The organism is Kitasatospora sp. McL0602 (assembly GCF_052076145.1).
Classification (GTDB): Bacteria; Actinomycetota; Actinomycetes; order Streptomycetales; family Streptomycetaceae; genus Kitasatospora.
The window spans coordinates 4,991,793-5,015,661 of sequence record NZ_CP197246.1; the positions used below are offsets into that span (position 1 = coordinate 4,991,793).

Here is a 23,869-nt window from a genome sequence, read left to right on the forward strand (position 1 = left end):
TGACGGTCACCGCCCATCGTGAAGACTCTCCGGGAGCACAGAGACAACGGCCTGCAGCCCGGCATGCCACCGCCATCTGGGGGACACACACATGAACGACCACACGCCTTTCGCCGCCTCGACGCGGGCCGCGAAGGCTGCCGACCGTTATGCCCCCGATGCGTCCGAGCTCCTGGACGCCCTGTCGCTGGACTCGCTGTCGTGGGGCACCCGCGCCCAGGACGACCCCGCCCTGGACGAGCTGCTGCTGGACGGCCTGGGCATCACCGGGGCGGCCCCGTGCGAGCTGGGCCTGATCGAGCAGGGCATGGACGCCCTGCTGCTGGACGACCTGGGCATCACCGGCGCACGCGTCCTCGACGCGCGCCCGGCGGGCACGGGCATTCCGGGCGCGCGCAGAGCGGCGGTGCGGGCAGTGGAGGGGACTGCCCACGCCGCCGCCGCGTTCGTCCTGGAAGACCTGGATGCCGCTGACCCGCGCATCGTCACCTCCACCTACATCTGCTTCATCGTTTCCGAGGGGAATCGGCCCGTCGAGTTCGCCGCATGACTGCCGCCGAGGGGACGGCAGCCGCTGAGGCACAGCTCGGTCTCAAGACGCACCTCCGGGCAGAGGTGGTGCCGGGGGAGGCGGCCTACCTGGTCTCGCCCCGGTCGGTGACGGCACTGCGCGGGCCGCAGGCAGAGGCGCTGGTGCCACTGCTGGACGGCACCCGCACCTGCCCCGAGATCGTCCGGGCCGCCGCCGAGACGCTGCCGCCGGACCAGGCGGTGGCGGGCCTGCGCGCGCTGGTCTCGGCCGGTCTGGTGCGCACCCGCACCCACGCGGCCGATCCGGCGGCGGAGGCGTACTGGGACCTCGCCGGGCTGAACGGCGGCCAGGCGGCGGCCGATCTGGCCAGGGCCGGAGTGCGGGTGCTGGCCCTCGGTGACACCGACGCCGAGGCGGCCGAGCAGGCCTGCCACGACTCGGGGCTCAAGGTCGTCCAGGGCCGGACGGCCGCACTCACCCTGGTGCTCTGCACCGACTACCTCGACCCGGCGCTCGCCGTCGTCGACGCCCGGCACCGCGCCGCCCGGCGGCCCTGGCTGCTGGCCCGCCCGGTCGGCGCCGACCCGTGGACGGGCCCGGTCTTCCGCCCCGGCGAGAACGCCTGCTGGCACTGCCTCGCCGTCCGGCTGCGCGGCCACCGCCGCTCCGAGATCCCGCTCCAGCGGGCACTCGGCACCGCCCGGCCGCTCGAACGCCCCGAGGCCTCGCTCGCCGCCGGACGCGCCATCGGCCTGCAGACCGCCGTCCTGGAGGCCGCCAAGTGGCTGGCCGGGATGCGGCACGAGGGCCAGGACGCCGTGCACACCCTCGACACCCTCACCCTGCGCGGCGAGACCCACCCAGTCAGCCGCCGCCCGCAGTGCCCGGAGTGCGGCGACGGCGCCCTCGTCGCACGGCTGGTGCGCCGCCCGGTGCAGATCACCTCGCGCCCCAAGGCTCCCGGCGCCGCGAACGGCCACCGGGCGCTGACCCCGCGCCGGATGCTGGAGACATACGGGCACCTCATCGACCCGGTGACCGGGGTGGTGAAAGACATCTGGCGCGACCCACGCAGCCCCGGCTTCGTCCACAACTACGTGTCCGGCCACAACCTCGCGCTCGCCCCCACCACCCTCGGAGGGCTGCGCGCCGGGCTGCGCGCACTCTCCGGAGGCAAGGGGCTGACCGCCGAGGAGGCCCGGGTCAGCGCACTCTGCGAAGCGGTCGAGCGGTACTGCGGCTCCTGGCACGGCGACGAGCCGGTCGTCCGGGCCAGCTACCGGGAGCTCGGCAAGGTGGCGGTGCACCCGCACGAGATCCAGCACTTCGACGAACGTCAGCACCGGGACCGCGAGCGGTGGAACGCCGAGCACCACGACTCGCCGTTCCAGCAGGTGCCGTCGACCTTCGACGAGGCACAGGTGGTCGACTGGACACCGGTGTGGTCGCTCGCCGCGGGTGAGCGGCGCCTGGTGCCCACCTCGCTGCTCTACTTCTCCGCAGTCCAGGACGGCGGCCTGCCGACGGCCGACTCCAACGGCAACGCCGCGGGGAGCAGCCTGGAGGACGCCGTCCTTCAGGGCTTCCTGGAGCTGGTGGAGCGCGACGCCGTCGCCCTCTGGTGGTACAACCGCACCCGGCAGCCGGCCGTGGACCTCGACGCCTTCGCCGCCACCGAGCCGTGGCTGCCCGGCCTGCGCGAGGAGTACCGGAAGATCGGCCGCGAGGTCTGGGTGCTCGACCTCACCGCCGACCTCGGCATCCCGGTGATGGCGGCGCTCTCCCGGCGCACCGACAAGCCGGCCGAGGACGTGCTCTTCGGTTTCGGCGCCCACCTCGACCCGGCGGTGGCCCTGCGCCGGGCGCTGACGGAGCTCGGCCAGCTGCTCCCCGCTGTGATTGACGCCACGGCGGACGGCACCGGCTACGCCGTGGAGGACCGGACGGCTCGTTCCTGGTGGAGCACCGAGACCGTGGCCCGGCAGCCGTACCTGTGGCCGGACGAGGAGCTCGCGCCGCGTCGGCCCGACTCCTGGGGCTATCAGCCACGAACCGACCTCAAGGAGGACATCGAGGACATCACGGAACTGACCCGCCGTCACGGCATGGAACTGTTGGTGCTCGACCAGACCAGGCCGGACATAGGCCTGCCGGTGGTGCGGGTGATCGTGCCCGGCCTGCGGCACTTCTGGGCCCGGTTCGGCCCGGGGCGCCTCTACGACGTGCCGGTGGCGCTCGGCCGGCTGAAGAGCGCCACGCCCTACGAGGAGCTCAATCCGATCCCGCTTTTTGTCTAGGTGCAGCTCGGACTGACTTCCCTGGTCAGGGGGGCGGAAAGGATAGAGATATCATCCTTTCCTTGGACGGGGTCGATGTCATATGCTCCGTCCGGAGTCGAGTAGGACCCATGGGGAGCCGGTATGAGGGATAGTCAGCCCGCCCAGCCGCCGCAGCGACTGGCGGATGCGGCAGAGGTGCTCGCCCCGAGGCTGGCCAAGGTCATTCTCTACGCGGTTCTCGCCTCCTATCTCGTGATCACTCTGATCAATATTTTCAACGAGATCAAAAATATCGCCGTAGTAATCCTCGGCATGGTCGGCGTGCTGTGCATGTTCATGTTCCAGCTGCTGCACTCCAACCCCCGCATGCGGCAGGCGACCGGGCGCCTCAAGGCGCTGACCCTCGGTGTCCAGGCCCTGCTGACGTTCCTTCCGTTCCTGGTTTTCCACGGGGTGTGGGGCAGCATGGGGACATTCTTCGGCGGGTCCTGCCTTCTTATCCTGCCCGCTCGCTGGGGCTGGACGCTTTATGGCCTGACCGGCCTGAGCATGAGTGTTTACACGGCCTACAGCGGAATGCCACTGATCCAGGTCGTCTATATGGGCCAGTCCACCTTGCTCGGCGGACTTGTCGTGTACGGGATCTCCCGGCTCGCCGAGTACGTCTCCGTGCTGCACGAGACCAGGGGCGAGCTGGCCCGGATGGCGGTCTCCAACGAGCGGCTGCGATTCGCGCGTGACCTTCACGACCTTCTCGGCTACAGCCTCTCGGCGATCTCGCTCAAGAGCGAGCTGATCCGCCGCCTCCTCCCCGCCAGCCCCGACCGGGCCCGCGAGGAGGTCTCCGAGGTGCTCGACATCTCCCGGCAGGCCCTCGCCGACGTACGCCTCGTCGCCAGCGGCTACCGCGACATGTCACTCGTCCAGGAGTGCGCGTCGGCCCGTGAGGTGCTCCGGGCCGCCGAGGTCGATGCTGCGCTCACGGTCTCGGTCGGCGAGCTGCCGCCTGCGGTCGACACCGTCCTCGCCACGGTGTTGCGCGAGGGCATGACCAACCTGCTCCGGCACAGCCGGGTGCGCAGCTGCACCATCGAGGCGGTGCAGGAGGGCGACAGCGTCCGGCTCTCCGTCGTCAACGACGGGGTCGAGCCGGGGGTCGGCACCGTCGACCCGCACGGCGGCAGCGGGCTGGGCAATCTGACCCTCCGGGTCCGCGCGATGGGCGGCACGCTCAGCGCCGGGCTGCGCACGGACGGCCGCTTCCACCTCGTCGCCACCGTGCCGGTCGAAGCCGCGCCCGACTCCTCCGGGTCGGAGCTCCAGCCGCTCAAGGCCCTGCGCAAGCTGTCCAGAAGGGTTGCCGCCTGATGTCGCCGGAGCTCGATTCGGTACCGGTGGCCGGGGAGCGCAAGCTCCGTGTCCTGCTGGCCGAGGACGCCCATATGGTCCGGGGTGCGCTGGTCGCACTGCTCCAGCTGGAGCCGGACATCGAGGTCGTCGTGGATGTCGACCGGGGTGACGCGATCCTGCCCGCCGCCCTGGAGCACCGGCCGGACGTGGCCATCCTCGACGTCGACCTGCCCGGGATGGACGGGCTGGCCGCTGCTGCTCTGCTGGCAGAGCAGCTCCCCTCCTGCCGTGCGCTGATGCTGACCAGTCTCGGCCGTCCGGGCACGCTCCGGCGGGCGCTGGACGCCAAGGTGAGCGGGTACCTGCTCAAGGACGCGCTGCCCGAGCAGCTCGCGGCGGCCGTCCGCTCGGTGGCCGCCGGCCAGCGGGTGATCGACCCTCAGCTCGCGATGTCGGTCTGGGAGAGCAGGGAGAGCCCCCTGACCGCGCGTGAGGGAGAAGTCCTGCAGCTCGCCTCGCCGGGCGCGGAGGTCGGCGAGATCGCCCGCACCCTGCACCTGTCGGAGGGGACGGTGCGAAACTACCTGACCTCCATCGTGGTCAAGGTCGGCGGCCGGAACCGGATCGACGCCATCCGGATCGCCCGCGACGCGGGCTGGATCTCCTAGCACCGCCCTGCCGCCGGCCGCGCTGAGGCTCTGCTCAGAGCCAGCCGCGCTCGCGGGCGGCCTTCGCGGCCTCGACCCGAGTCCGGGTACCGGTCTTGGCCATCGCCGCCGAGAGGTGGTTGCGGATGGTGCCGTGGGCCAGGTGCAGCCGTGAGGCGACGTCGGAGAGCGGGGCGCCGTACTCGGCGGCCTCCAGCACCTCCCGCTCCCGGCCGGTGAGCGGGTTCGGCGCGGCGGTGAGGGCGGTGACGGCGAGGGCGGGGTCGATCACCCGGCGGCCGGCCGAGACCTGACGGATGGTCTCGATGATCTCCTCGACCCGGGAGTTCTTGGCGACGAAGCCGTCGGCCTGCGCGTTCAGCGCGCGGGTCAGATAGCCGGGCTGGCCGAAGGAGGTCAGGATGACCACCCGGCACTGCGGCATCTCCTGCTTGACCTGGGCGGTCACGGCGAGGCCGTCCTGGCCGGGCATGTCGATGTCGAGCAGCGCGACGGCGGGCCGGTGCTGGCGGATCGCCGCCAGGGCCTGGTTGCCGTCGCCGACCACGGCGAGGACCTCGATGTCCTCCTCCAGCGCGAGCAGCCGACCGAGCGCGTCCGCGATGATTCGCTGGTCGTCCGCCAGAACCACGGTGATCATGGGACCGTCCCCCTCTCGTCAGCGACGCCCTGCCTGGGTGTGCATGCTCGGCCGCGGGTTGGTGGGGACCACCGCGACGAGCTCGAAGCGTGTGTCCGTGCGGTCGACCCGCAGCGTCCCACCCATGACCGAGACCTGCGCCAGCATACTGGGGATACCGCTTCCGCTTCCGGGCTCGGAGGCCTTGTTCCAGGTGCCGGGGCGGATCTTGGCCACTCCGTTGTTGCGGATGGCCAGCCGGAGGCCCTCGGAAGTCGGGGTGAGCGAGATCCACACCCGGCGGGCGGTGCTGTGCCGGAGGATGTTCGCGGTGCACTCGCGCAGCACCCAGCCCAGCGCGGCGGACACCTGCGGCGCCCAGTCGTCCGGTGCCGCGCCGATGCCCGGTGCCGTGCCGAGGCCAGGTGCCGTTGCCACCGCCGAGACGATCTCCAGCTCGATGCCCACCGCGCGCAGGGTCTCGGCGGTGCGCTCCAGGGCGGCGCTCAGCGGGAGCGGCCGGTACCCGGGGGTGGTGAACCGCACCTCGTGCAGCGCGGCCCTCAGCTCCCGCTCCAGGGAGAAGAGATCCGCCTGCTCGTCCTGCGCCTGCAACTCGCGCAGCCGCTCCCCGAGAACGCCGAGGCGGTGGCCCGCGGTGTCGTCGAGGGTGGCCGTCGAGGCGGCGGGACGGCGGGGCCAGAGTGCGTACCGTGCCATCCTCACCACCCTCGGACGGACCGGCAACGGTCCGTCAGGTGAGCGGACGTCAGGTGGTGCGGCCGAATTCCGGATGCCCGGACCGCCTTTTCTCTCCTGCGTGCTGAGGCCGTCGACGTCATTCCGATGCTCCGTTCTGAACGCGCCGGCTGAAACTGTTGTGATCCTATTCGGGCCGGACCGTGCGTGCCCAGGGTTACTTGTCGCTGATCCATCGTTACAGTTGTCATGACGCTGCGGTGGTCAGCGGTAACTCCACTGCGTGGGTGGGCCCTTGTGGCGGCCCAAATCCGGGTCGACGGTGACAGTTGTCATGGTCGGCGGCCGGTGGATGGATGGTCTGTCACCAGGGGGGTCTGACAGTTGTCACGTCTATTTCTCGAACGCTTGACGCGTGCTCGGAAGTGGTGCGAGAAATAGCCCACCGGTCGATCGAAGAAGGCGGGTCTGATCTCCCGAATTCCCTTCCACGGCCCTCCTGCCGTTCCAGAGGAAGCCCATGTCCACCACCACGATCGCGCCCGAGTGGGAGTCGCTGCACGTCTTCGCGCACGGCGACCGCAGCACCGCCGACCACCTCTACCTCGCGGCAGCCGAGGAAGGCCGCCGGGCCATCGGCGAGGGTCTCGCCAGCGGCTGGTTCGCCCTGCGGTACTGGGAGGGCGGGCCGCACATCCGCCTGCGGCTGCGCGACACCCGGCCGGGCCTGGCCGACGCGGTGGCCGAGCGGCTCGCGGCCCGGACGGGCACCCTGCCGGGCACCGAGCCGTTCGATGGGGTCGCCTTCCCGAACCAGGCGGGCAGCCCCAGCACGGTCGAGGCCTTCGGCTGGCAGCCGACCGGTACGGTGCTGCGCCCCGGGTACCGCCCCGACACCGCCCGGTACGGCGGGCCGGAGGCGATGCCGCTCGGCGAGGACCTCTTCCAGCTCTCCAGCGAGATCGCCGCCGAGGCCCTCCCCGACATCCTGTCCGGCACCTCCCGCACGGGCACCGCGCTCAAGCTGCTCGCGGCCCACGTCGCCGGGCTGCTGGACGCGGGCTTCGACGAGGTCACCATCGGCACCGCGCTCCGCCGGTCCGCGCTCGCCGCCGCCGCCCGCCCCGGCGCGCCCCGGGCCGACGTCCCCGCCGCACGGGCCCGCGCCGAGTGCGAGTACGAGCAGCAGCCCGAGCAGTTCCGCGCCGCGGTCGGCCGACTCCGTGCCGAGGCGGGCCGGCTCTCCGGGCTGCCCGGCCGCTGGGCCGCCGCGGTGCACGACTACGCCCGCCAGTTGCAGGCCCTCGGGCCGGATCTCCAGCGAGGCCCGTGGCCCGCCCTGACCAGCCAGTGGCACATGCTCGCCAACCGCCTGGGCGTCTCGGTGTCCGGGGAGTCCTTCCTCACCTGGCTGGCCGGGCTCACCCTCTCCGGCAGCCTGACCGGCCCGGACGCGCAGGGCGTGCCGGAGGCTCAGGCCGACCCGACCACCCCGCTCGCCCCCGTCACGCCCCTTCCTCCCGAGACCGCCGCCCGCCCTCGCGTCACCCTCCACACCGCCACCCACATCACCGGCCACACCGCAGGGCGCAACGCCCACGCGACGGGCGAGTTCCTGCAAGCCGTCAAGTTCCAACGCGACGCGATGAGCAGTCGGACCCAGCGCCGTGAGTCCGCCCGCCCGCACCCGGTCGGCGACGGCGAGTCCTACCCGCCCGCCCCCCTGCACTCTGTGCCGCGCCCGGCCGCCTCGCACGACGCACAGCCCCGCACCGCCCCGTACCGGCTTCCGGCGGCCGACCCGGCGCTGCTGGCGGCCCCGGCCCTGGCGGAGCTCCTCGGCAGCCCGGCCGTCGGTGATCTCGGCGGGTGCACCGGCGTGGTCGACGCGGCCCGGCTGGGCACCCTGCTGGGTCTCGCGGCCAGGGTGGCGGCAGCGCCGCCCGCCGCCGCTGCCGTCGGCTTCGGGGGCAGAGAGCACCCGGCCCCCGAGCTGCGCCCCCTGCTGGTCGACGTCCTGGTGCGCCGGGTGCCCGGCATCCCGGCCGGCAACTACCGCTACCTCGCCGACGAGCACGCGCTCGCGCCGTGCCCGGCCGTCGACACCGGCACCCTGCTCTCCGCCGTGCCGTACGCGGCCCCGCGCCCCGCCTGGCACCGCCCGACAGCCGCCGCCGAGGCCCCCGTCCTGCTGCTGCTCGGCACGGCGCCCGGCGTGAGCACCCTGCGGTACGGCCCGCGCGGTGCCCGGTCGGCGCTGCTCGAAGCCGGGCGGCTGACGCAGAGTCTGCTGCTCACGGCGACGGCGCTCGACCTCCGGGCCGCCACGGTCTGCGGCGGCTACGACGAACTCGCCGTGGCCTCGGGCCACGGCGAAGCCCTCACCCAGCCCCTCTGCCTGGTCGCGATCGGAGCCGCCCCATGACCGCCACCATCACCAGGACGTCCGCCCCCGCCGCGAAGCCCCCGGTCGGTAGGTCCGCCGTCAGGAAACCCCTCCCCAGGCGGCCCACCGCCGCCCGGGGCACCGGCACCGCCAAGCCCCAGGTCATACCCACCCCCGCCACCGTCGTGGTCCCGAACCCGGACTTGCGCGCCCTGCTCGCCGAGCGCGCGGGCGGCCACTGCTTCGTCGGCCGGGAGCGCCGGGCGGAGGCCCACCTCGCGGTCGTCGAGCGGTCCGGCTGGCTGCTGGTCGGCGACGCCGTGCTCGCCGAGGACGGCGCACCGGTGCCGACCGGTGCCCTGCCGCACCACGCCGCCGTAGCGGCCGGGCTGCTCCGGCAGTTGGCCACCGGCCACCCGGGCGCCTGGTACGCCTTCGACCTGGACGGCCAGTGCCTGAGAGGAGGCCAGGGTGTCCCGGATCTCCGCTGACCATCAGGTCGCAGCCGCACCGGCTGCACCGTCCGCTCCGCCCGCGCCGAGCGCCGCTCCGCGCCCACGCCTCGGGGCCTCACCTGTCGCGGCCAGCCGCTTCGGCGTCGCGCCACTCACCGTCCCACGGCTCACAAGCCCTCCAGCAGGCCCCGCACCGGTCGGTCCCGCACCGGTCGTGCCCCCGCAGATCCGGGCTGTGCAGCCGTCGCCCTCGCTGCTCACCGAGGAGGGCCGCGCCGCCCTGCCGCCTCGGCCTGCCTCCGGTCGGCCCTCCGCCGGGCTCGGCATCCAGTACGACCCGTCCGGCGCCGTGGTCACCGGCGGCCCGCGCACCTGGCGCTTCAGCGGCAGTGCAGGCACCCGGCTGGGCGAGATCCTGCTCGGCCAGGCGGCGGCGGACGACTCGGAGGCCGAGCTGCTGCACACACTGGGGCTCTGGGAGGCCGCCGACCCGGAGCTGGCCTCCGCGCAGCGGGAGTCCTTCGCCGATCCGGACACCCTCTCCGGCGCACTCCGCTTCTGCGGCCGCTGGGCGCCGACCACCCGGCGGCACCCCTCGGGCGCCGCAGCCGTCGAGGCATGGCGGCAGCTGCGGCCGGTCGTGGTCGGGGAGTCCGCCCTCGCCCGTGCGCTGATACGGGAGTTGGCCCTCAGTTGGCCCGCCACCGTGCCGGAGGCGCGCGAGCTGCTCGTGGTCGTCGACGGCAGGCCGGAGCCCCACGAGTCCCGCGCCCAGCTCCCCGTCACCACCCGGGGCACGACCGTCGCCGTCGGCCCCTGGACGGAGCCGGGCGTCTCGCCCTGCCCGCCCTGCGCCACGGCCCGGCTGGCCCGCGCGGCCCGGCCCGCGGGCATGGCGGTGCCGGCCCCCGCCCTGGCGGGGACGGACATCGAGTTGCAGGCCGCGCTGGTGGTCGCCGAGCTGGTGCACACGGCGGCGGGCGTCGGCCGCGGCGCCCGGCCGGGCCTGGTGGTCGAGCACACCCCGGGCACCGGGCGGACGCGCATCCTCGGCATCACCCCGACTCCCGGCTGCACCCAGTGCGCGGGCGGCCGCCGAGGCACGCCGCCGACGGCCGAGCGGTGACCGACGCGCTGACCGGGCGCTGACCGGGCGCTGACCGACAGCTCGAAATGACTGAAGGCCCCTCGCTCTCGCGAGGGGCCTTCAGTCTGTCTGTGCGCCGCCAGGGACTCGAACCCCGGACCCGCTGATTAAGAGTCAGCTGCTCTAACCAACTGAGCTAGCGGCGCCTGCTGACCTGGAGAACTATAGGCGACTCCGTCCGGATCTCCGAATCGTGGTCACGCCGTAGCGGTCGGTGGGCGCCGTCGGCGGGGCTACTCGCGCGTGCCGGCGAGCTCGACGGCACGTCCACGGGTGGTGTGCCAGGCGGTTCAACCCGGTGCCGATGCCCGTCCCGCTGGACGTGTCGCTGCCACCGCTGGTGCTCGCCGTCCACGGCGGTGCCGGGCCGGGGGCCGGGCGGACGCGGTCGTGGTCGCCGCCGCAGGGGCCGGCCCGCCGGGCGGCGACTACGGTGCTCGGCAAGTCAGCTAGCTGCTACGGAAGTTGCTGGGTGACGTCCCGGTACGGACGGCGTACTGCGGCTCCACCGGCCCTGCAGGCTCCCACGCGCCGTCCGTGCCGGAGGCCGTGGCCGGCCTCCGGGCTCGGGGATACCGACGGGTCGCCGTCGCCACCTACCTGTTGACCCCCGGGCGGTACGCCGACTCGCTCGCCGCAGCGGGCGCCTGGGCCGTCTCCGAGCCGCTCGCCGACCACCCGCTGGTGGCCCGCCTCGTCCTGCGCAGGTACGCCGTGGCGACGGCTTCAGTAGTGGCAGGCTGCGGCGTGCTCGTCGGAGCCGGTGAGAGGCGGGGCGTCCCGGTCGCAGACGGCGCGGTCGGCCTCGGGCAGCGCGGCGTAGACCTGGCAGCGGGTGCGGAAGCGGCAGCCGGTCTGCCGCACGGTGGGTGAGGGCGGGTCGCCGGCGAGCAGGACGCGGGTGCGGGCCCGTTCGGCGGCGGGGTCGGGCAGCGGGACGGCCGAGAGCAGCGCCCGGGTGTAGGGGTGGCGGGGGCTGGAGAAGACCGAGGCGGCGGCGCCCGATTCGACCGTGCGGCCCAGGTACATCACGCTCACCCGGTCGGAGAGGTGGCGGATCACCGAGAGGTCGTGGGAGACGAAGAGGTACGCCAACCCCAGTTCGGCCTTGAGCTGTTGCAGCAGGTTGAGCACACCGGCCTGGACGGAGACGTCCAGGGCCGAGACGGGTTCGTCCAGGACGAGCAGCCGGGGCTGCACGGCGAGCGCCCGCGCGATGGAGATCCGCTGCCGCTGCCCGCCGGAGAACTGGTGCGGGTAGCGGGCGGCGTGGGCCGGTTCGAGCCCGACCTGCCGCAGCAGCTCCGGCACCCGGCGGTCGATCAGCTCGCGCGGGGCGCGCTGGGCGAGCAGCGGCTCGGCGATGATGTCGCTGACGGGGAGCCGGGGGTCGAGGCTGGCCATCGGGTCCTGGAAGACGATCTGCAGGTCGGAGCGGAGCCGGTGGGCGGCGGAGCGGTCGAGCTGCGCGGTGTCCTGGCCGAGGATTTCGATCCGGCCGGTCTCGGGGGCGGCGAGCCGGAGGATCTCGAAGAGGGTGGTGGACTTCCCCGAGCCGGATTCACCGACCAGGCCGAGCGTCTCGCCGTGCCGGATGTCGAGTTCGACGCCGTCGACGGCGTAGACGTCACCGACGTGGCGCTTGAAGACGGTGCCCTTGAGGACGGGGAAGGTCTTGCCGAGGCCGGTGACGCGGAGCACCTGCTCGCGCTCCTCGCGCGGCACCGAGACGGCGGGCGGCGGCACCGTCGGCACGGGGTAGACCTCGCTGGGGGCGGGCCCGCGCTCGGCGAGTTCGTCGGCGCGGACGCAGGCGGCGAGGTGGTCGCCGCTGCCGGCGAGCGGGGGTTCGGCGCTGCGGCAGCGGTCCTCGACCAGCGGGCAGCGGGCGGCGAACGGGCAGCCGGGGCCCAGCTCGGCGAGCGGGGTGGGGCTGCCGGGGATGGGCACGAGCGGGCCGCCGTCGGTGTCGAGCCGGGGGACGGCGCCGATCAGGCCGAGGGTGTAGGGGTGGCGGGGGCGGGCGAAGAGTTCATCCACGGGCGCCGTCTCGACGACCCGCCCGGCGTACATGACGGCGACCCGGTCGGCCATCCCGGCGATCACGCCGAGGTCGTGGCTGACCAGTACGAGGGCGGCGCCGGTCTCCTGCTGGGCCCGCCGCAGGACGTCCAGCACCTGGGCCTGGATGGTGACGTCGAGCGCGGTGGTCGGCTCGTCGGCGAGCAGGATGTCGGGGTCGTTGGCGATCGCCATGGCGATCATCGCGCGCTGCCGCATGCCGCCGGAGAACTCGTGCGGGAAGCTGTCGAGGGCCCGCTCGGGTTCGGGGATGCCGACCAGGTCGAGGAGTTCGGCGGCGCGGGCGCGGGCGGCGGCCCGGTCGAGGCTCTGGTGGATGCGCAGCGCCTCGACGATCTGGTCGCCGATCCGGTAGACGGGGGTGAAGGCGGAGAGCGGGTCCTGGAAGACCATGGCGACCTTGTTGCCACGGATCTTGGCGATCTCCCGGTTCGGCAGCCCGACCAGCTCGCGTCCCTCCAACTGGACGGAGCCGCGCACGGCGGCGCTGCCGGGCAGCAGCCCGAGCACGGCGAGCGCCGTCACCGACTTGCCGGAGCCGGACTCGCCGACGATGCCCAGCGTCTCGCCGCGCTTCAGCCGCAGGTCGACGCCGCGTACGGCCGGTGCGGCGCCGAAGTCCACGGCCAGCTCGCTGACGGTCAGCAGGTCGGTGCTCAACTCTTGCTCCGGGAGGTACGGGCGGGGCGGGCCGCCTCGGTCGTGGGGTCGAGGGCGTCGCGCAGCCCGTCCCCGATGAGGTTGATGGCGAGCACGAAGAGCACCAGCAGGGCGGCGGCGAAGTAGAACAGCCAGGGGAAGACGGGGGCCTGGTCCGTCCCGGCGGCGAGCAGGGTGCCGAGCGAGACGTCGGGGGAGCGGACGCCGAAGCCGAAGTAGGAGAGCGCGGTCTCGCTCATCACGGCGCCGCCGACGGCGACGGTGGCGTCGGTGATCAGGAAGGAGGCGACGTTCGGCAGGATGTGCCGCAGGATGATCCGCAGCGGGTGGACGCCCATGAACTGGGCGGCGCGGACGAATTCGCGCTCGCGCAGGGAGCGGGTCATCGAGCGGACCACCCGGGCGGTGATCATCCAGTTGAAGGCGGCCAGCAGGACGACGAAGGCGATCCAGCCGGCGCCCTTCAGCTTGGGCGAGATGATGGTGATGATCAGGAAGCTGGGGAAGACCAGCAGCAGGTCGACCAGGAAGGTCAGCGCGCGGTCCGTCCAGCCGCCGAAGTACCCGGCGCAGGCGCCGACCAGCGAGGCGACGACGGTGGAGAAGAGGGCCACCAGCAGGCCGATGATCAGCGACTTCTGCAGGCCGCGCACGGTCTGCGCGAAGACGTCCTGGCCGATCCCGTTGGTGCCGAACCAGTGGGTGCCGGACGGGGGTTGGCGGATCGCCAGGTAGTCGGGGGTGGCGTAGTCCCAGTGCGTGACGAGCGGGCCGCCGAAGGCGAGCAGGAAGAGCAGCAGCACGATCACGCCGCCGACCAGCACCCCCTTCGCGGCCAGCAGCCGGGTCAGCACCAGCCGCAGCCGTCCGGTGCGGGCGGCGTCCTGGGCGGGGGCGAGGGGGCTCGCCTCGATCGGTAGCGCAGTCATGTCGGCAGGCCCTCTCAGTACCGCACGCGCGGGTCGAGCGCGGCGGTCAGCACGTCGGCGAGGAAGCCGGAGGCCAGCACCACCACGGCGGCGAACAGGTTGACGGCGACGACGGAGTTGATGTCCTGCTCGTTGATCGCCTGGATGAACCACTCGCCCATCCCGTGCCAGCCGAAGATGGTCTCGGTGAAGGCGGCGCCGGTGAAGATGCCGAGGAAGCTGTACGCGAACATCGTCGCCATCGGGATGACGGCCGTCCGCAGCCCGTGCTTGAGCAGTGCCTGGTTGCGGGTGAGCCCCTTGGCCTCGGCGGTGCGCAGGTAGTCGGAGCCGAGCACGTCGAGCATGGTGCCGCGCTGGTAGCGGCTGTAGACGGCGAGGCCGCCGAGGGCCAGCGAGAGCGTCGGCAGCAGCAGGTGCAGCGACCAGTCGGCCAGGTGCGCGCCCAACCCGCCTGCGAGCCCGGGGGTTTCGTACCCGGTGAACGGGATGACCTCGTGGCCTGCGGCGTCCTTGGCGGCGATCGCGCCGTTCTTCAGGAAGAGCGCGAGCAGGAAGACGGGGGTGGAGAGCAGCACGAAGGAGGCCAGCGTCAGCGTGCGGTCGGTGATCTTGTACTGCTTGACGGCGCTCCAGGCGCCGCCCGCGACGCCGAGCACCATGCCGAGCAGGCTGCCGACCAGCAGCAGCCGCAGCGAGACCCAGATCCGGCGGCCGAAGTCGTCGTTGACGGAGGTGTCGTGGATCGTCCGGCCGAGGTCGCCGTGCAGCACCAGGCCGGAGGCCCAGTGGCCGAACCGCTCGACCACGGGCGTGTGGTCGTTGATGTTGAGCGCGGTGAGTTGGCGGTCGACGGAGGCGGCGGACGGCCGGGGCTGCTTGGCCTCGAAGTACGCCCTCGGCCCGAGGGCGGAGGAGGAGAGCGCGAAGGCGAGGAAGACCGCGACCAGCAGCAGCGCGGCGTAGTAGCCGAAGCGCTTGGCCAGGTACCGGATCACCGCCCACCGCCGGGGGAGTGGTTCGGGTGCCTGGAGGACATGATCACAAGCCTTCGCTTCGGGGGGAGTTGACACAACTTCGAGCGCCAGTTCTACGCGACCGGACGGTCGGTAGTCCAGGGGTCCGGAGTGAACGGGTCCGTTGTCGCACACGAATCCGCAGGTCAGAGTGTTCCAGCGAGTTACTGACGGAGTATTGCGGCTACATTGCCTGCCGTTTCGTTTCGATCAGATGTGAACACCGAACCCTGGTGGAGCGGTTGATGCGCTGTTACGTTCTGCTCGCTGGGGCAGCGACTTGGCTGCCCATGCTCAACTGCTGCCACATCTGGCGGCGATCAAACCTTCGAACCCAACTGGGGGCACCCCTCATGGACGCATCCACCACAGCCCGAGGTCTCGGCCGGGCCGCCGTCGTCGCCATCGCCCTGGCGCTGACCGTCACCGGCTGCAGTTCCGGCAGCTCGGGCTCCGGCGATGTGCCCAAGACCGTCGTGCCGACCCAGGACGCGGACGACAACAACCCGCAGCCGCTGGACAAGGTCAAGGACGGCGGGGAGCTGCGCGCGCCGCTGCAGCAGTGGATCACCCAGTGGAACCCGTACCAGGTCGACGGCCGGTACGGCGACGCCGTCGAGATCATGACGTACATCGAGGCGAAGATCTTCCGCTCGGACGCCAAGGGTGTCTTCCACCCCGTCCCCGAGTACCTCACCTCGGCCGAGGTCACCTCGCAGTCGCCGCAGGTGGTGACGTACAAGATCAACCCGAAGGCCAAGTGGTCCGACGGCAAGCCGATCAGCTACCTCGACTTCAAGGCCGTCTGGGAGACCTCCAACGGCAAGAACCCGGCGTACAACATCGCCGACTCCTCCGGCTACGAGCAGATCTCCGGGGTCGAGCAGGGGGCGGACGCGCAGGAGGTGAAGGTCACCTTCAGCAAGCCGTACGCCGACTGGCAGAACCTCTTCAACCCGCTGATGCCGGCCGCCGGGCTCACCGCGCCGGACGACTTCAACAAGGGCTGGATCGAGAAGACGCCGATCACCGGCGGCCCGTTCAAGATCGGCAACATCGACAAGTCCGCGCAGACCATCACCGTGGTGCCGGACCCGGCCTGGTGGGGCCCGAGGCCCAAGCTCGACAAGATCACCTACCGGGTGCTGGCCCCCGCCGCGATCACCCAGGCCTTCCTCAACAACGAGATCGACTACGCCGGTGCGGGCTCCGCGACCAGCTACGGCCAGCTCAAGGACGCCAAGGGCGGCGTGATCCGCACCGGCACCCCCTGGGACGAGGTGCACATCTCCTTCGGCGGCAACGGCGCGCTGGCCGACCAGACCGTCCGGCAGGCGATCGGCAAGGCGCTGGACCGGAGCGCACTCATCAAGATCGCCAACCAGGGCGTGCCGGTGACGTTCAAGCCGCTCGACAACCACCTCTTCATGACCAACCAGGCCGGCTACCAGAACAACTCGGGCGACTGGGTGAAGTTCGACCCGGCCACCGCCAAGTCCATGCTGGACAAGGCGGGTTGGCAGGAGACGACGGCCGGGCAGCCACGCACCAAGGGCGGTCAGCCGCTGGAGCTGCACTTCGTGCTCACCGACTCCTCCGCGCAGGCGCAGCTCGACATGACGACGGCGGTGCAGAACATGCTCCAGCAGGTCGGCATCAAGGTCGACATCGACAAGGTGCCGAGCAAGGAGTACTTCACCAAGTACATCAACGTCGGCAAGTTCGACCTCGCCAGCTGGCGCAACACCGGCTCCTTCCCGCTCTCCGCGGGCGTCACCAACTTCCGTGCCCCGGAAGGCGACAACGTGTTCGGCAACTACTCCAAGCTGAGCACCCCGGAGATCGACTCGCTGCTCAAGCAGGCCGCCGGGACGATCGACCCGGTCGAGGCCGCCAAGCTCTACAACCAGGCCGACGCGAAGATCTGGGAGCTCGGCCACACCATCGAGCTCTACCAGCGCCCGGCCATCGTCGCCGTCCGCAAGGGCCTGGCCAACTTCAGTGCGGGCAGCCTCGCCGACACCGAGATCCTCAAGGTCGGCTGGGAGAAGTAACCGGCCTCCGGTGGCGCCGGTCTGACGAACGGCAGGCGGCACTGGCGGGCACCGCGGTGATCACGAGACCGGTGGCAGGCGGCGGAGGTGCGGACGAACCGCCCCCCACTGCCCGCCACCGGCCTTGACCTTCCGCCTTGCCCGCAGACCGCCCGCGTCGTCGTTCACCGGTGAATCTAGCCGTCCGGCCAGGAGCGGCCGGACCGCCGCGACCGGGTGGCGCGCGCTGTCACCCGGTTCGCGCACTGCGCCGTCAACTCTCGCTGACAAAAGCCCCGAAGGGGCGCAACCCGCCCGAAGGTTACGTGCACCTCGGCCCGCCCGGTGCCAGGATCGCGAGGACCCGACCCCGCGTCCGGCCCCCGCAGGCGCGACACCCGAAGGCGGCACCATGACCAGCGAGCAAGCCCTGCCCGGCCCGCACCGGGCCCGCACCGGCACCGTCCGGCGGATGACCGCGCGGGACCGGAGCGAATCCCACCGGGTGGCCACTCCGCTGGAGTTGTTCTTCGACCTGTGCTTCGTGGTCGCCGTCGGCGGCGCCGGGCGCGAGCTGGCCGTCACCCTCGCCGAGGGCCACTACGGCGTCGGGCTGCCCGGCTACCTGCTCTCGTTCTTCGCCATCTGGTGGGCCTGGATGAACTTCACCTGGTTCGCCTCCGCCTACGACGTCGACGACGTGCCCTACCGCGTCACCACGCTGGTCCAGATCACCGGCGTCCTGATCATCGCGGCCGGGGTCCACCGGGCCTTCGAGAGCCAGGACTTCGCGCTGTTCGTGATCGGCTACGCCGTGATGCGGCTCGCCCTGGTCACCCAGTGGCTGCGCGCGGCGGCGGGCTGCGCCGGGCCGGAACGCACCATGACACTGCGCTACGCCGCGGGGATCACCGTCTGCCAGCTCGGCTGGTGGCCCGCCCTGCTGGTGCTCGACGGCGCGGCGCGCGACGTCGCGACCCTCGTCATGATCGTCGCCGAGCTGTCCGTCCCGGTCTTCGCCGAGCGCCGGGCGCAGACCACCTGGCACCCGCACCACATCTCCGAGCGCTACGGCCTGTTCACCCTGATCGTGCTCGGCGAGACCGTCGCCGCCGCCACCGTCGCCGTGCAGTCCGGCCTCGACGAGCACGAGGCGCTCGGGCAGCTGCTCGCCGTCGCGGCGGGCGGCCTGCTGATCTGCTTCGGCGCCTGGTGGATCTACTTCGCCCGGCCGATCCACGACCACCTGCGCTCCAACCGCCAGGCGTTCGTCTGGGGTTACGGGCACTACCTGGTCTTCCTCGCCGCCGCCGCGATCGGCTCCGGCCTGGAGGTCGCCGTCGAGTACGCGGGCGGCAAGGCGCACGTCTCCGCGACGGCCGCCGCCGCGGCCGTCACCGTGCCCGCCGCGCTGTACCTGTTCACCGTCTGGCTGCTGCACTCCCGGCACGTCAAGACCGGCGCCGCCCAGTGGGTGCTGCCGCTCGCCGCCGCCGCGACCCTCGCCTGCACCGCCGCCGGGCAGCACGCCGTCCTGCTGGCCGGCCTGGTCTTCGCCGCCGCCGTCGCCGCCGGGCTGGCCCTGCACTCCCGCCAGGCCTGACCTGTCAGCGCCCTGTGCGAGGCTGAGTGATCCCCTATGTCCAGGAGCAGCGCATGCCGTCCGTCCCCGCCGTGCCCGACCAACTCGCCGAGCTGCCGTACGCGCACCTGCTGCGCCCGCACACCGGCCCGCTGCGGCGGGACGAGCGGTACGACACCGCGCTCTTCGACGGCACCGCCTTCGACGGTCCGGCGAACGGCGCGAGTTTCCTGGAGTGCGCCTTCACCGGCGTGCAGCTGAGCGGGGCGAAGCTGCGGCAGGCCCGCTTCAACGAGGTGTGGGTGCAGGGCAGCCGCTGGGTCGCCGTCGAGCTCTCCGAGAGCGAGTGGCAGGACAGCGGCTTCGTCTCCAGCGTGCTGGCGGGCATCTCCGGGTACGGCTCGGCGCTGCGCCGGGTGGTCTTCCGCCAGTGCAAGCTGGAGGCCGTCAATCTGCGCGGCGCGGTGCTGCGGGACGTCGTCTTCGAGGACTGCCTGCTGCGGGACGTCGACTTCGGTGGCGCGAAGCTCACCGACGTCTCGGTGCCGGGCTCGACGCTGGAGGAAGTCCGGCTGCACGGCGCCCAGTTGCGGGGCGTCGACCTGCGCGGGGCGGTCAGCCTCGGGCTGCCGGACGGCCCGGACGGGCTGCGCGGCGCGATCCTCGGGACATCCCAACTCTTCGACCTGGCGCCTCAGTTCGCACACGCCCTGGGGATCACTGTGAAGGACTCCTGATCAGCGGCCCCGCCGGCTGTTCATCTGGCCGTCGCTCTGCGAAGCGTCGCTGAACACTCCGACAAACCTTGCTGCAAGGCTATGGCCCCCCGCTCGGAGCTGCGCAAAGATGCTCCGCGACCGGTGTCGTGGACACAACGTGTGTGCACAGCATCGCTAGCGAAGGGACGGGCGGGCCGATGGCTGAGCTCAGTCGTAGAAAGTTCATGGCACTGTCGGCGAGCGCGGCGGCGGGCGCCACGGTGGCCGGCACGGTCACCGAGGGTGCCGCTCCGGCCTCGGCCGTGACGCTGAGCTCGACCGGCACCATCACGGACGCCCAGCACATCGTCATCCTGATGCAGGAGAACCGCAGCTTCGACCACTACTTCGGCACCCTCAACGGTGTCCGGGGCTTCGCCGACCGCAGCGCGATCCAGATAGCCGGCGGCTACAGCGTCTTCAACCAGCCGAACGGCCTCTTCAGCCGTCAGTACCCCTGGGCCTTCAACCCCAGCGGCGCCTCCGGCAGCACCGAGACCACCGCCCAGTGCAACGGCGACCTCTCGCACTCCTGGTCCGACCAGCACAAGGCCTGGAACACCGGCAAGATGGACTCCTGGGTGTCCGCCAAGGGCACCGTCCGCACCCTCGGCTTCCTCAAGCGCGCCGACATCCCGTTCCACTACGCCCTCGCCGACAACTGGACGATCTGCGACGCGTACCACTGCTCCACCCTCAGCGCGACCGGCCCGAACCGCACCTTCCACTGGAGCGGCATGATCGACCCGGCGGGCACGGCGGGCGGCCCGGCCTACGACGGCGGCGACGAGTCCGGGCTGCGCTGGCAGACGTACGCCGAGGCCCTGGAGACGGCGGGCGTCAGCTGGAAGGTCTACCAGAACGCCGCCGACAACTTCGGTGACAACGCCCTCGCCTACTTCACCCAGTTCTCCGGCGCCCCCGCGGGCAGCGCGCTGGCCGTCAAGGGCATGGGCTCCGTCCCGAAGAAGACCGGCCGCACCCCCGACGACATCGCCGCCGCGATCCGCGCCGACGTGCTCGGCGGCACGCTCCCGCAGGTCTCCTGGATCGTCGCCGACCAGCAGTCCTCCGAGCACCCGTACGCCACCCCTGAGGACGGCGCGCACTTCGTCCACATGGTGATGGACGCGCTCAACGCCGACCCGAACGTCTTCAACTCCACCGTCATGTTCCTCAACTACGACGAGAACGACGGCTTCTTCGACCACGTCCCGCCGCCGTCGCCCCCGGCCGGCACGGCGGGCGAGTTCTACAGCAACACCGCGATCGGCCTCGGCTTCCGCGTCCCGATGATCGCCATCTCGCCCTGGTCGCGCGGCGGTTGGGTCAACTCCGAGACCTTCGACCACACCTCGGTGCTGCGCTTCCTGGAGAAGTGGACGGCCGCCATCGGCCGCCCCGCCAACTGCCCCAACATCAGTGCCTGGCGCCGCAAGGTCTGTGGTGACCTGACCAGCGTCTTCGACTTCGCCAACCCGGTCTACGGCATGCCCGCGCTGCCCGACACCTCCCAGACCATCGGCCTCGCCACCTGCGGCCCGCTGGGCAACCCCTCCCCGGCCGACAACGCCCTCCCGGCCCAGGAGTCGGGCACCCGCCCGGCCCGCGCCCTGCCCTACCAGCCGAACGCCAACCTCGACCACCTGGAGTTCGGCTCCGGCGGTGTCATGAAGGTCTGGCTGAAGATGGCCAACGAGGGTGCCACCGGTACGAGTTCGGCGCACTTCGCGGCCTATGCCAACGCCTACCGCAGCGGCGGCCCCTGGCAGTACACCGTCGACCCGGGCGGCAACACCAGCGACTTCTTCAACTGCGGCACCAACTTCGGCAACGGCCCCTACGACCTCAGCGTCACCGGCCCGAACCGCTTCCTGCGCCGCTTCAAGGGCGACGCGACCAAGCCCGGCAAGACCGTGGGCGTCACCGCCTCCTACGCGAACGCCCCCACCACCGGCAAGCTCGCCGTCTGGTTCGCAATGGCCAACACCGGCACGTCGGCGGTCACGTTCACCATCACCTCCAACAACTACCGTACCGACGGCCCCTGGACGTACGCCGTCCCCGCCGGTGGCAGCACCAGCGACTACTTCAACGCCGTGGCGTACCAGAACGGTTGGTACGACTTCACCCTGACGGTCTCCTCCGACCCGAGCTGGTCCCAGCGCTTCTCCGGCCACCTGGAGACCGGCGCCCCCAGCATCAGCGGCTGAGTCGCACCCCCCACGTCCGGGCCGGGCCGGTCGCCGTGCTGGTCGGACGGCGGCCAGCCCGTGCCGGGCGAAGATCCCGCGTGCGGCGGCGACCTGGATGTCGGCGCCGAGCAGTACGGCCATGGCAGTGCCTCCTGGCGGGGGCCTTCTCGGAGCGTGGGGGCCCGGAGCGTGGGGGCCCGGAGCGTGGGGGCTACAGCGAGCCGTGGAAGGTGCGGTTCAGCACGTCGAGCTGCTGCTCCCGCGTCAGCCGGACGAAGTTGACCGCGTAGCCGCTGACCCGGATGGTCAGCTGCGGGTAGTTCTCCGGGTGGTCCATCGCGTCGAGCAGGGTCTCCCGGCCCAGCACGTTGACGTTCATGTGGAAGCCGTCGGCGGCCATGTAGCCGTCCAGCACGCCCGCCAGGTTCCTGATCCGGTCCTCGGGCGTGCGGCCCAGGGCGTCGGGCGTGACGGTGTTGGTCAGCGAGATGCCGTCCTCGGCGTGCTCGTACGGCAGCTTGGCGACGGAGAGCGAGCTCGCGATGTACCCGTGCCGGTCCCGGCCGTTCATCGGGTTGGCGCCCGGCGAGAACGGCTCCCCGGCCCGGCGGCCGTCCGGGGTGTTGCCGGTCTTCCTGCCGTACACGACGTTGGAGGTGATGGTCAGCACCGACTGGGTGTGCTCGGCGCCCCGGTAGGTCGGGTGCCTGCGCACCTTCCGCATGAAGTCCTCGACCAGCCGGACGGCTATCCCGTCGGCCCGGTCGTCGTTGTTGCCGTACGCCGGGTACTCGCCCTCGATCAGGTAGTCGACGGTCAGGCCGGTCTCGTCCCGGACAGGCCGCACCTTCGCGTACCGGATCGCCGCGAGCGAGTCCGCCGCGACCGACAGCCCGGCGATGCCGCAGGCCAGCGTGCGCCGCACCGCGCGGTCGTGCAGCGCCATCTCGATCCGCTCGTAGGCGTACTTGTCGTGCATGAAGTGGATGACGTTGAGCGCGTGCACGTACGTCTCGGCCAGCCAGTCCAGCTGCTGGTCGAACTTGGCCAGCACGGCGTCGTAGTCGAGCACCTCGTCGGTCAGCGCGCCGGTGCGCGGGCCGACCTGGGCGCCGGACTTCTCGTCCCGGCCGCCGTTGATCGCGTAGAGCAGGGCCTTGGCGAGGTTCACCCGGGCCCCGAAGAACTGCATCTGCTTGCCGACGGCCATCGCCGAGACGCAGCAGGCGATCGCGGTGTCGTCGCCGAAGCGCGGGCGCATCAGCTCGTCCGACTCGTACTGCAGGCTGGAGGTGTCGATCGACACCTTCGCGCAGAACTCCTTGAAGCCCTGCGGGAGTCGGGGTGACCAGAAGACCGTCATGTTCGGCTCCGGCGCGGGCCCGAGGTTGTAGAGGGTCTGCAGGTAGCGGAAGGAGGTCCGCGTCACCAGCGGGCGCCCGTCCTCGCCGATGCCGCCGATCGACTCGGTGACCCAGGTCGGGTCGCCGGAGAACAGCTCGTCGTACTCGGGGGTACGCAGGAAGCGGACGATCCGCAGCTTGACGACGAAGTCGTCGACCAGCTCCTGGGCCCCGGATTCGGTCAACAGCCCTGCCGCCAGGTCACGTTGCAGGTAGATGTCGACGAAGGTCGAGGTGCGGCCGAGCGACATCGCCGCGCCGTTCTGCTCCTTCACGGCGGCCAGGTAGCCGAAGTACAGCCACTGGATGGCCTCCCGCCCCGTCCGGGCCGGCCCGGAGATGTCGTAGCCGTAGGCGGCAGCCATCTGCTTGAGCTCGCCCAACGAGCGGATCTGCTCGGCGAGTTCCTCGCGCTCGCGGATGACCTCCTCCAGCAGCGCCGGGTCGGCGGGCATGGCGTCGAGCCCGGCCTTCTCCTCGTGCTTCACCTCGACCAGCCGGTCGACGCCGTAGACCGCCACCCGCCGGTAGTCGCCGATGATCCGGCCCCGCCCGTACGCGTCCGGCAGCCCGGTGACGATCCCCGCCTTGCGGGCCGCCCGGATCTCGGGGGTGTAGGCGTCGAAGACCCCGGCGTTGTGGGTCTTGCGGTACTCGGTGAACACCTTCTCCAGCTCGGCGGAGACGGGGTAGCCGTACGTCTCCAGCGCCCCGGCGACCATCCGCCAGCCGCCGTTCGGCATGATCGCGCGCTTCAGCGGGGCGTCCGTCTGGAGGCCGACGATCAGCTCCCTGCCCCGGTCGATCCAGCCCGGCGCGTGCGCCGTGATGGTCGAGGGCACGTCGTACGCGACGTCGTACACACCCTTGGCGCGCTCCTCGGGGAAGCGGTCGGTGATCTGCTGCCAGACCGCCCTGGTGCGCTCGGTCGGCCCGGCGAGAAAGGCGGCGTCGCCCTCGTACGGCGTGTAGTTCTGCTGGATGAAGTCGCGGACGTCGACGGCGTCCCGCCACAGGCCGCCCCTGAAACCGTCCCGGGCCCCGCTGCCGGTCCTCTCGAACTGCTGGGTGCTCAT

Annotated in this window: 17 protein-coding genes and 1 tRNA gene; 11 read left to right on the forward strand and 7 right to left on the reverse strand. The window is 71.9% G+C overall.

The window, feature by feature from the left end; translation table 11 throughout:
- Positions 1–91: 91 nt before the first annotated feature.
- The 4 genes from ACR68M_RS22845 (at position 92) to ACR68M_RS22860 (ending at position 4,829) form a co-directional block, all read left to right on the forward strand.
- Positions 92–550: a hypothetical protein gene (locus ACR68M_RS22845; RefSeq protein WP_441245969.1), complete on the forward strand. Its 459-nt coding sequence runs from the start codon at positions 92–94 to the stop codon at positions 548–550.
- Complete coding sequence (locus ACR68M_RS22850) at positions 547–2,829, forward strand: TOMM precursor leader peptide-binding protein (protein ID WP_441245970.1); 2,283 nt, start codon at positions 547–549, stop codon at positions 2,827–2,829. Before ACR68M_RS22845 ends, ACR68M_RS22850 begins: the two co-directional genes overlap by 4 nt.
- 123 nt (positions 2,830–2,952) lie before the next feature.
- Complete coding sequence (locus tag ACR68M_RS22855) at positions 2,953–4,179, forward strand: sensor histidine kinase (RefSeq protein ID WP_441245971.1); 1,227 nt, start codon at positions 2,953–2,955, stop codon at positions 4,177–4,179.
- Positions 4,179–4,829: a response regulator transcription factor gene (locus ACR68M_RS22860; protein WP_441245972.1), complete on the forward strand. Its 651-nt coding sequence runs from the start codon at positions 4,179–4,181 to the stop codon at positions 4,827–4,829. Before ACR68M_RS22855 ends, ACR68M_RS22860 begins: the two co-directional genes overlap by 1 nt.
- Positions 4,830–4,863: 34 nt before the next feature.
- Here ACR68M_RS22860 and ACR68M_RS22865 read toward each other — a convergent pair whose 3' ends face one another.
- Together ACR68M_RS22865 and ACR68M_RS22870 are read right to left on the reverse strand one after the other, a co-directional pair.
- Entirely contained in the window at positions 4,864–5,469 is a 606-nt protein-coding gene (locus ACR68M_RS22865) for a response regulator (protein WP_441245973.1), read from the reverse strand.
- 18 nt (positions 5,470–5,487) lie between these two features.
- Positions 5,488–6,168 (reverse strand): sensor histidine kinase, encoded by a 681-nt coding sequence (locus ACR68M_RS22870; RefSeq protein WP_441245974.1) that lies wholly within the window; start codon positions 6,166–6,168, stop codon positions 5,488–5,490.
- A gap of 499 nt (positions 6,169–6,667) precedes the next feature.
- On the opposite strand from ACR68M_RS22870, the gene ACR68M_RS22875 reads away from it, so the two are divergent.
- The 3 genes from ACR68M_RS22875 to ACR68M_RS22885 all read left to right on the forward strand — a co-directional run bounded on the left by ACR68M_RS22875 (position 6,668) and on the right by ACR68M_RS22885 (position 10,114).
- Entirely contained in the window at positions 6,668–8,572 is a 1,905-nt protein-coding gene (locus tag ACR68M_RS22875) for a thiopeptide-type bacteriocin biosynthesis protein (protein WP_441245975.1), read from the forward strand.
- Positions 8,569–9,024 (forward strand): hypothetical protein, encoded by a 456-nt coding sequence (locus ACR68M_RS22880; protein WP_441245976.1) that lies wholly within the window; start codon positions 8,569–8,571, stop codon positions 9,022–9,024. The genes ACR68M_RS22875 and ACR68M_RS22880 overlap by 4 nt, the downstream gene beginning before the upstream one ends.
- A gap of 199 nt (positions 9,025–9,223) precedes the next feature.
- Entirely contained in the window at positions 9,224–10,114 is an 891-nt protein-coding gene (locus ACR68M_RS22885; RefSeq protein ID WP_441245977.1) for a hypothetical protein, read from the forward strand.
- A 93-nt stretch (positions 10,115–10,207) separates the two neighbouring features.
- Here the strand turns inward: ACR68M_RS22885 and ACR68M_RS22890 are convergent.
- The 4 genes from ACR68M_RS22890 to ACR68M_RS22905 all read right to left on the reverse strand — a co-directional run bounded on the left by ACR68M_RS22890 (position 10,208) and on the right by ACR68M_RS22905 (position 14,804).
- Positions 10,208–10,281, reverse strand: a tRNA-Lys gene (locus ACR68M_RS22890).
- A 580-nt stretch (positions 10,282–10,861) separates the two neighbouring features.
- Positions 10,862–12,877 (reverse strand): ABC transporter ATP-binding protein, encoded by a 2,016-nt coding sequence (locus tag ACR68M_RS22895; RefSeq protein WP_441245978.1) that lies wholly within the window; start codon positions 12,875–12,877, stop codon positions 10,862–10,864.
- Positions 12,874–13,806 (reverse strand): ABC transporter permease, encoded by a 933-nt coding sequence (locus ACR68M_RS22900; protein WP_441245979.1) that lies wholly within the window; start codon positions 13,804–13,806, stop codon positions 12,874–12,876. The genes ACR68M_RS22895 and ACR68M_RS22900 overlap by 4 nt, the downstream gene beginning before the upstream one ends.
- A 14-nt stretch (positions 13,807–13,820) precedes the next feature.
- Positions 13,821–14,804, reverse strand: coding sequence for an ABC transporter permease (locus tag ACR68M_RS22905; RefSeq protein WP_441245980.1), 984 nt, complete (start codon positions 14,802–14,804; stop codon positions 13,821–13,823).
- A 371-nt stretch (positions 14,805–15,175) separates the two neighbouring features.
- On the opposite strand from ACR68M_RS22905, the gene ACR68M_RS22910 reads away from it, so the two are divergent.
- The 4 genes from ACR68M_RS22910 (at position 15,176) to ACR68M_RS22925 (ending at position 21,408) form a co-directional block, all read left to right on the forward strand.
- Positions 15,176–16,876 (forward strand): ABC transporter family substrate-binding protein, encoded by a 1,701-nt coding sequence (locus ACR68M_RS22910; protein ID WP_441245981.1) that lies wholly within the window; start codon positions 15,176–15,178, stop codon positions 16,874–16,876.
- 391 nt (positions 16,877–17,267) lie between these two features.
- Positions 17,268–18,458 (forward strand): low temperature requirement protein A, encoded by a 1,191-nt coding sequence (locus ACR68M_RS22915; RefSeq protein WP_441245982.1) that lies wholly within the window; start codon positions 17,268–17,270, stop codon positions 18,456–18,458.
- Between the two features lie 53 nt (positions 18,459–18,511).
- Positions 18,512–19,174 carry a pentapeptide repeat-containing protein gene (locus tag ACR68M_RS22920; RefSeq protein ID WP_441245983.1) on the forward strand — a complete coding sequence of 221 codons (663 nt, stop codon included), beginning with the start codon at positions 18,512–18,514 and terminating at the stop codon, positions 19,172–19,174.
- 179 nt (positions 19,175–19,353) lie between these two features.
- Complete coding sequence (locus ACR68M_RS22925; RefSeq protein ID WP_441245984.1) at positions 19,354–21,408, forward strand: phosphocholine-specific phospholipase C; 2,055 nt, start codon at positions 19,354–19,356, stop codon at positions 21,406–21,408.
- A gap of 193 nt (positions 21,409–21,601) precedes the next feature.
- Here ACR68M_RS22925 and pflB read toward each other — a convergent pair whose 3' ends face one another.
- Positions 21,602–23,869 (reverse strand): formate C-acetyltransferase, encoded by a 2,268-nt coding sequence (gene pflB, locus ACR68M_RS22930; protein WP_441245985.1) that lies wholly within the window; start codon positions 23,867–23,869, stop codon positions 21,602–21,604.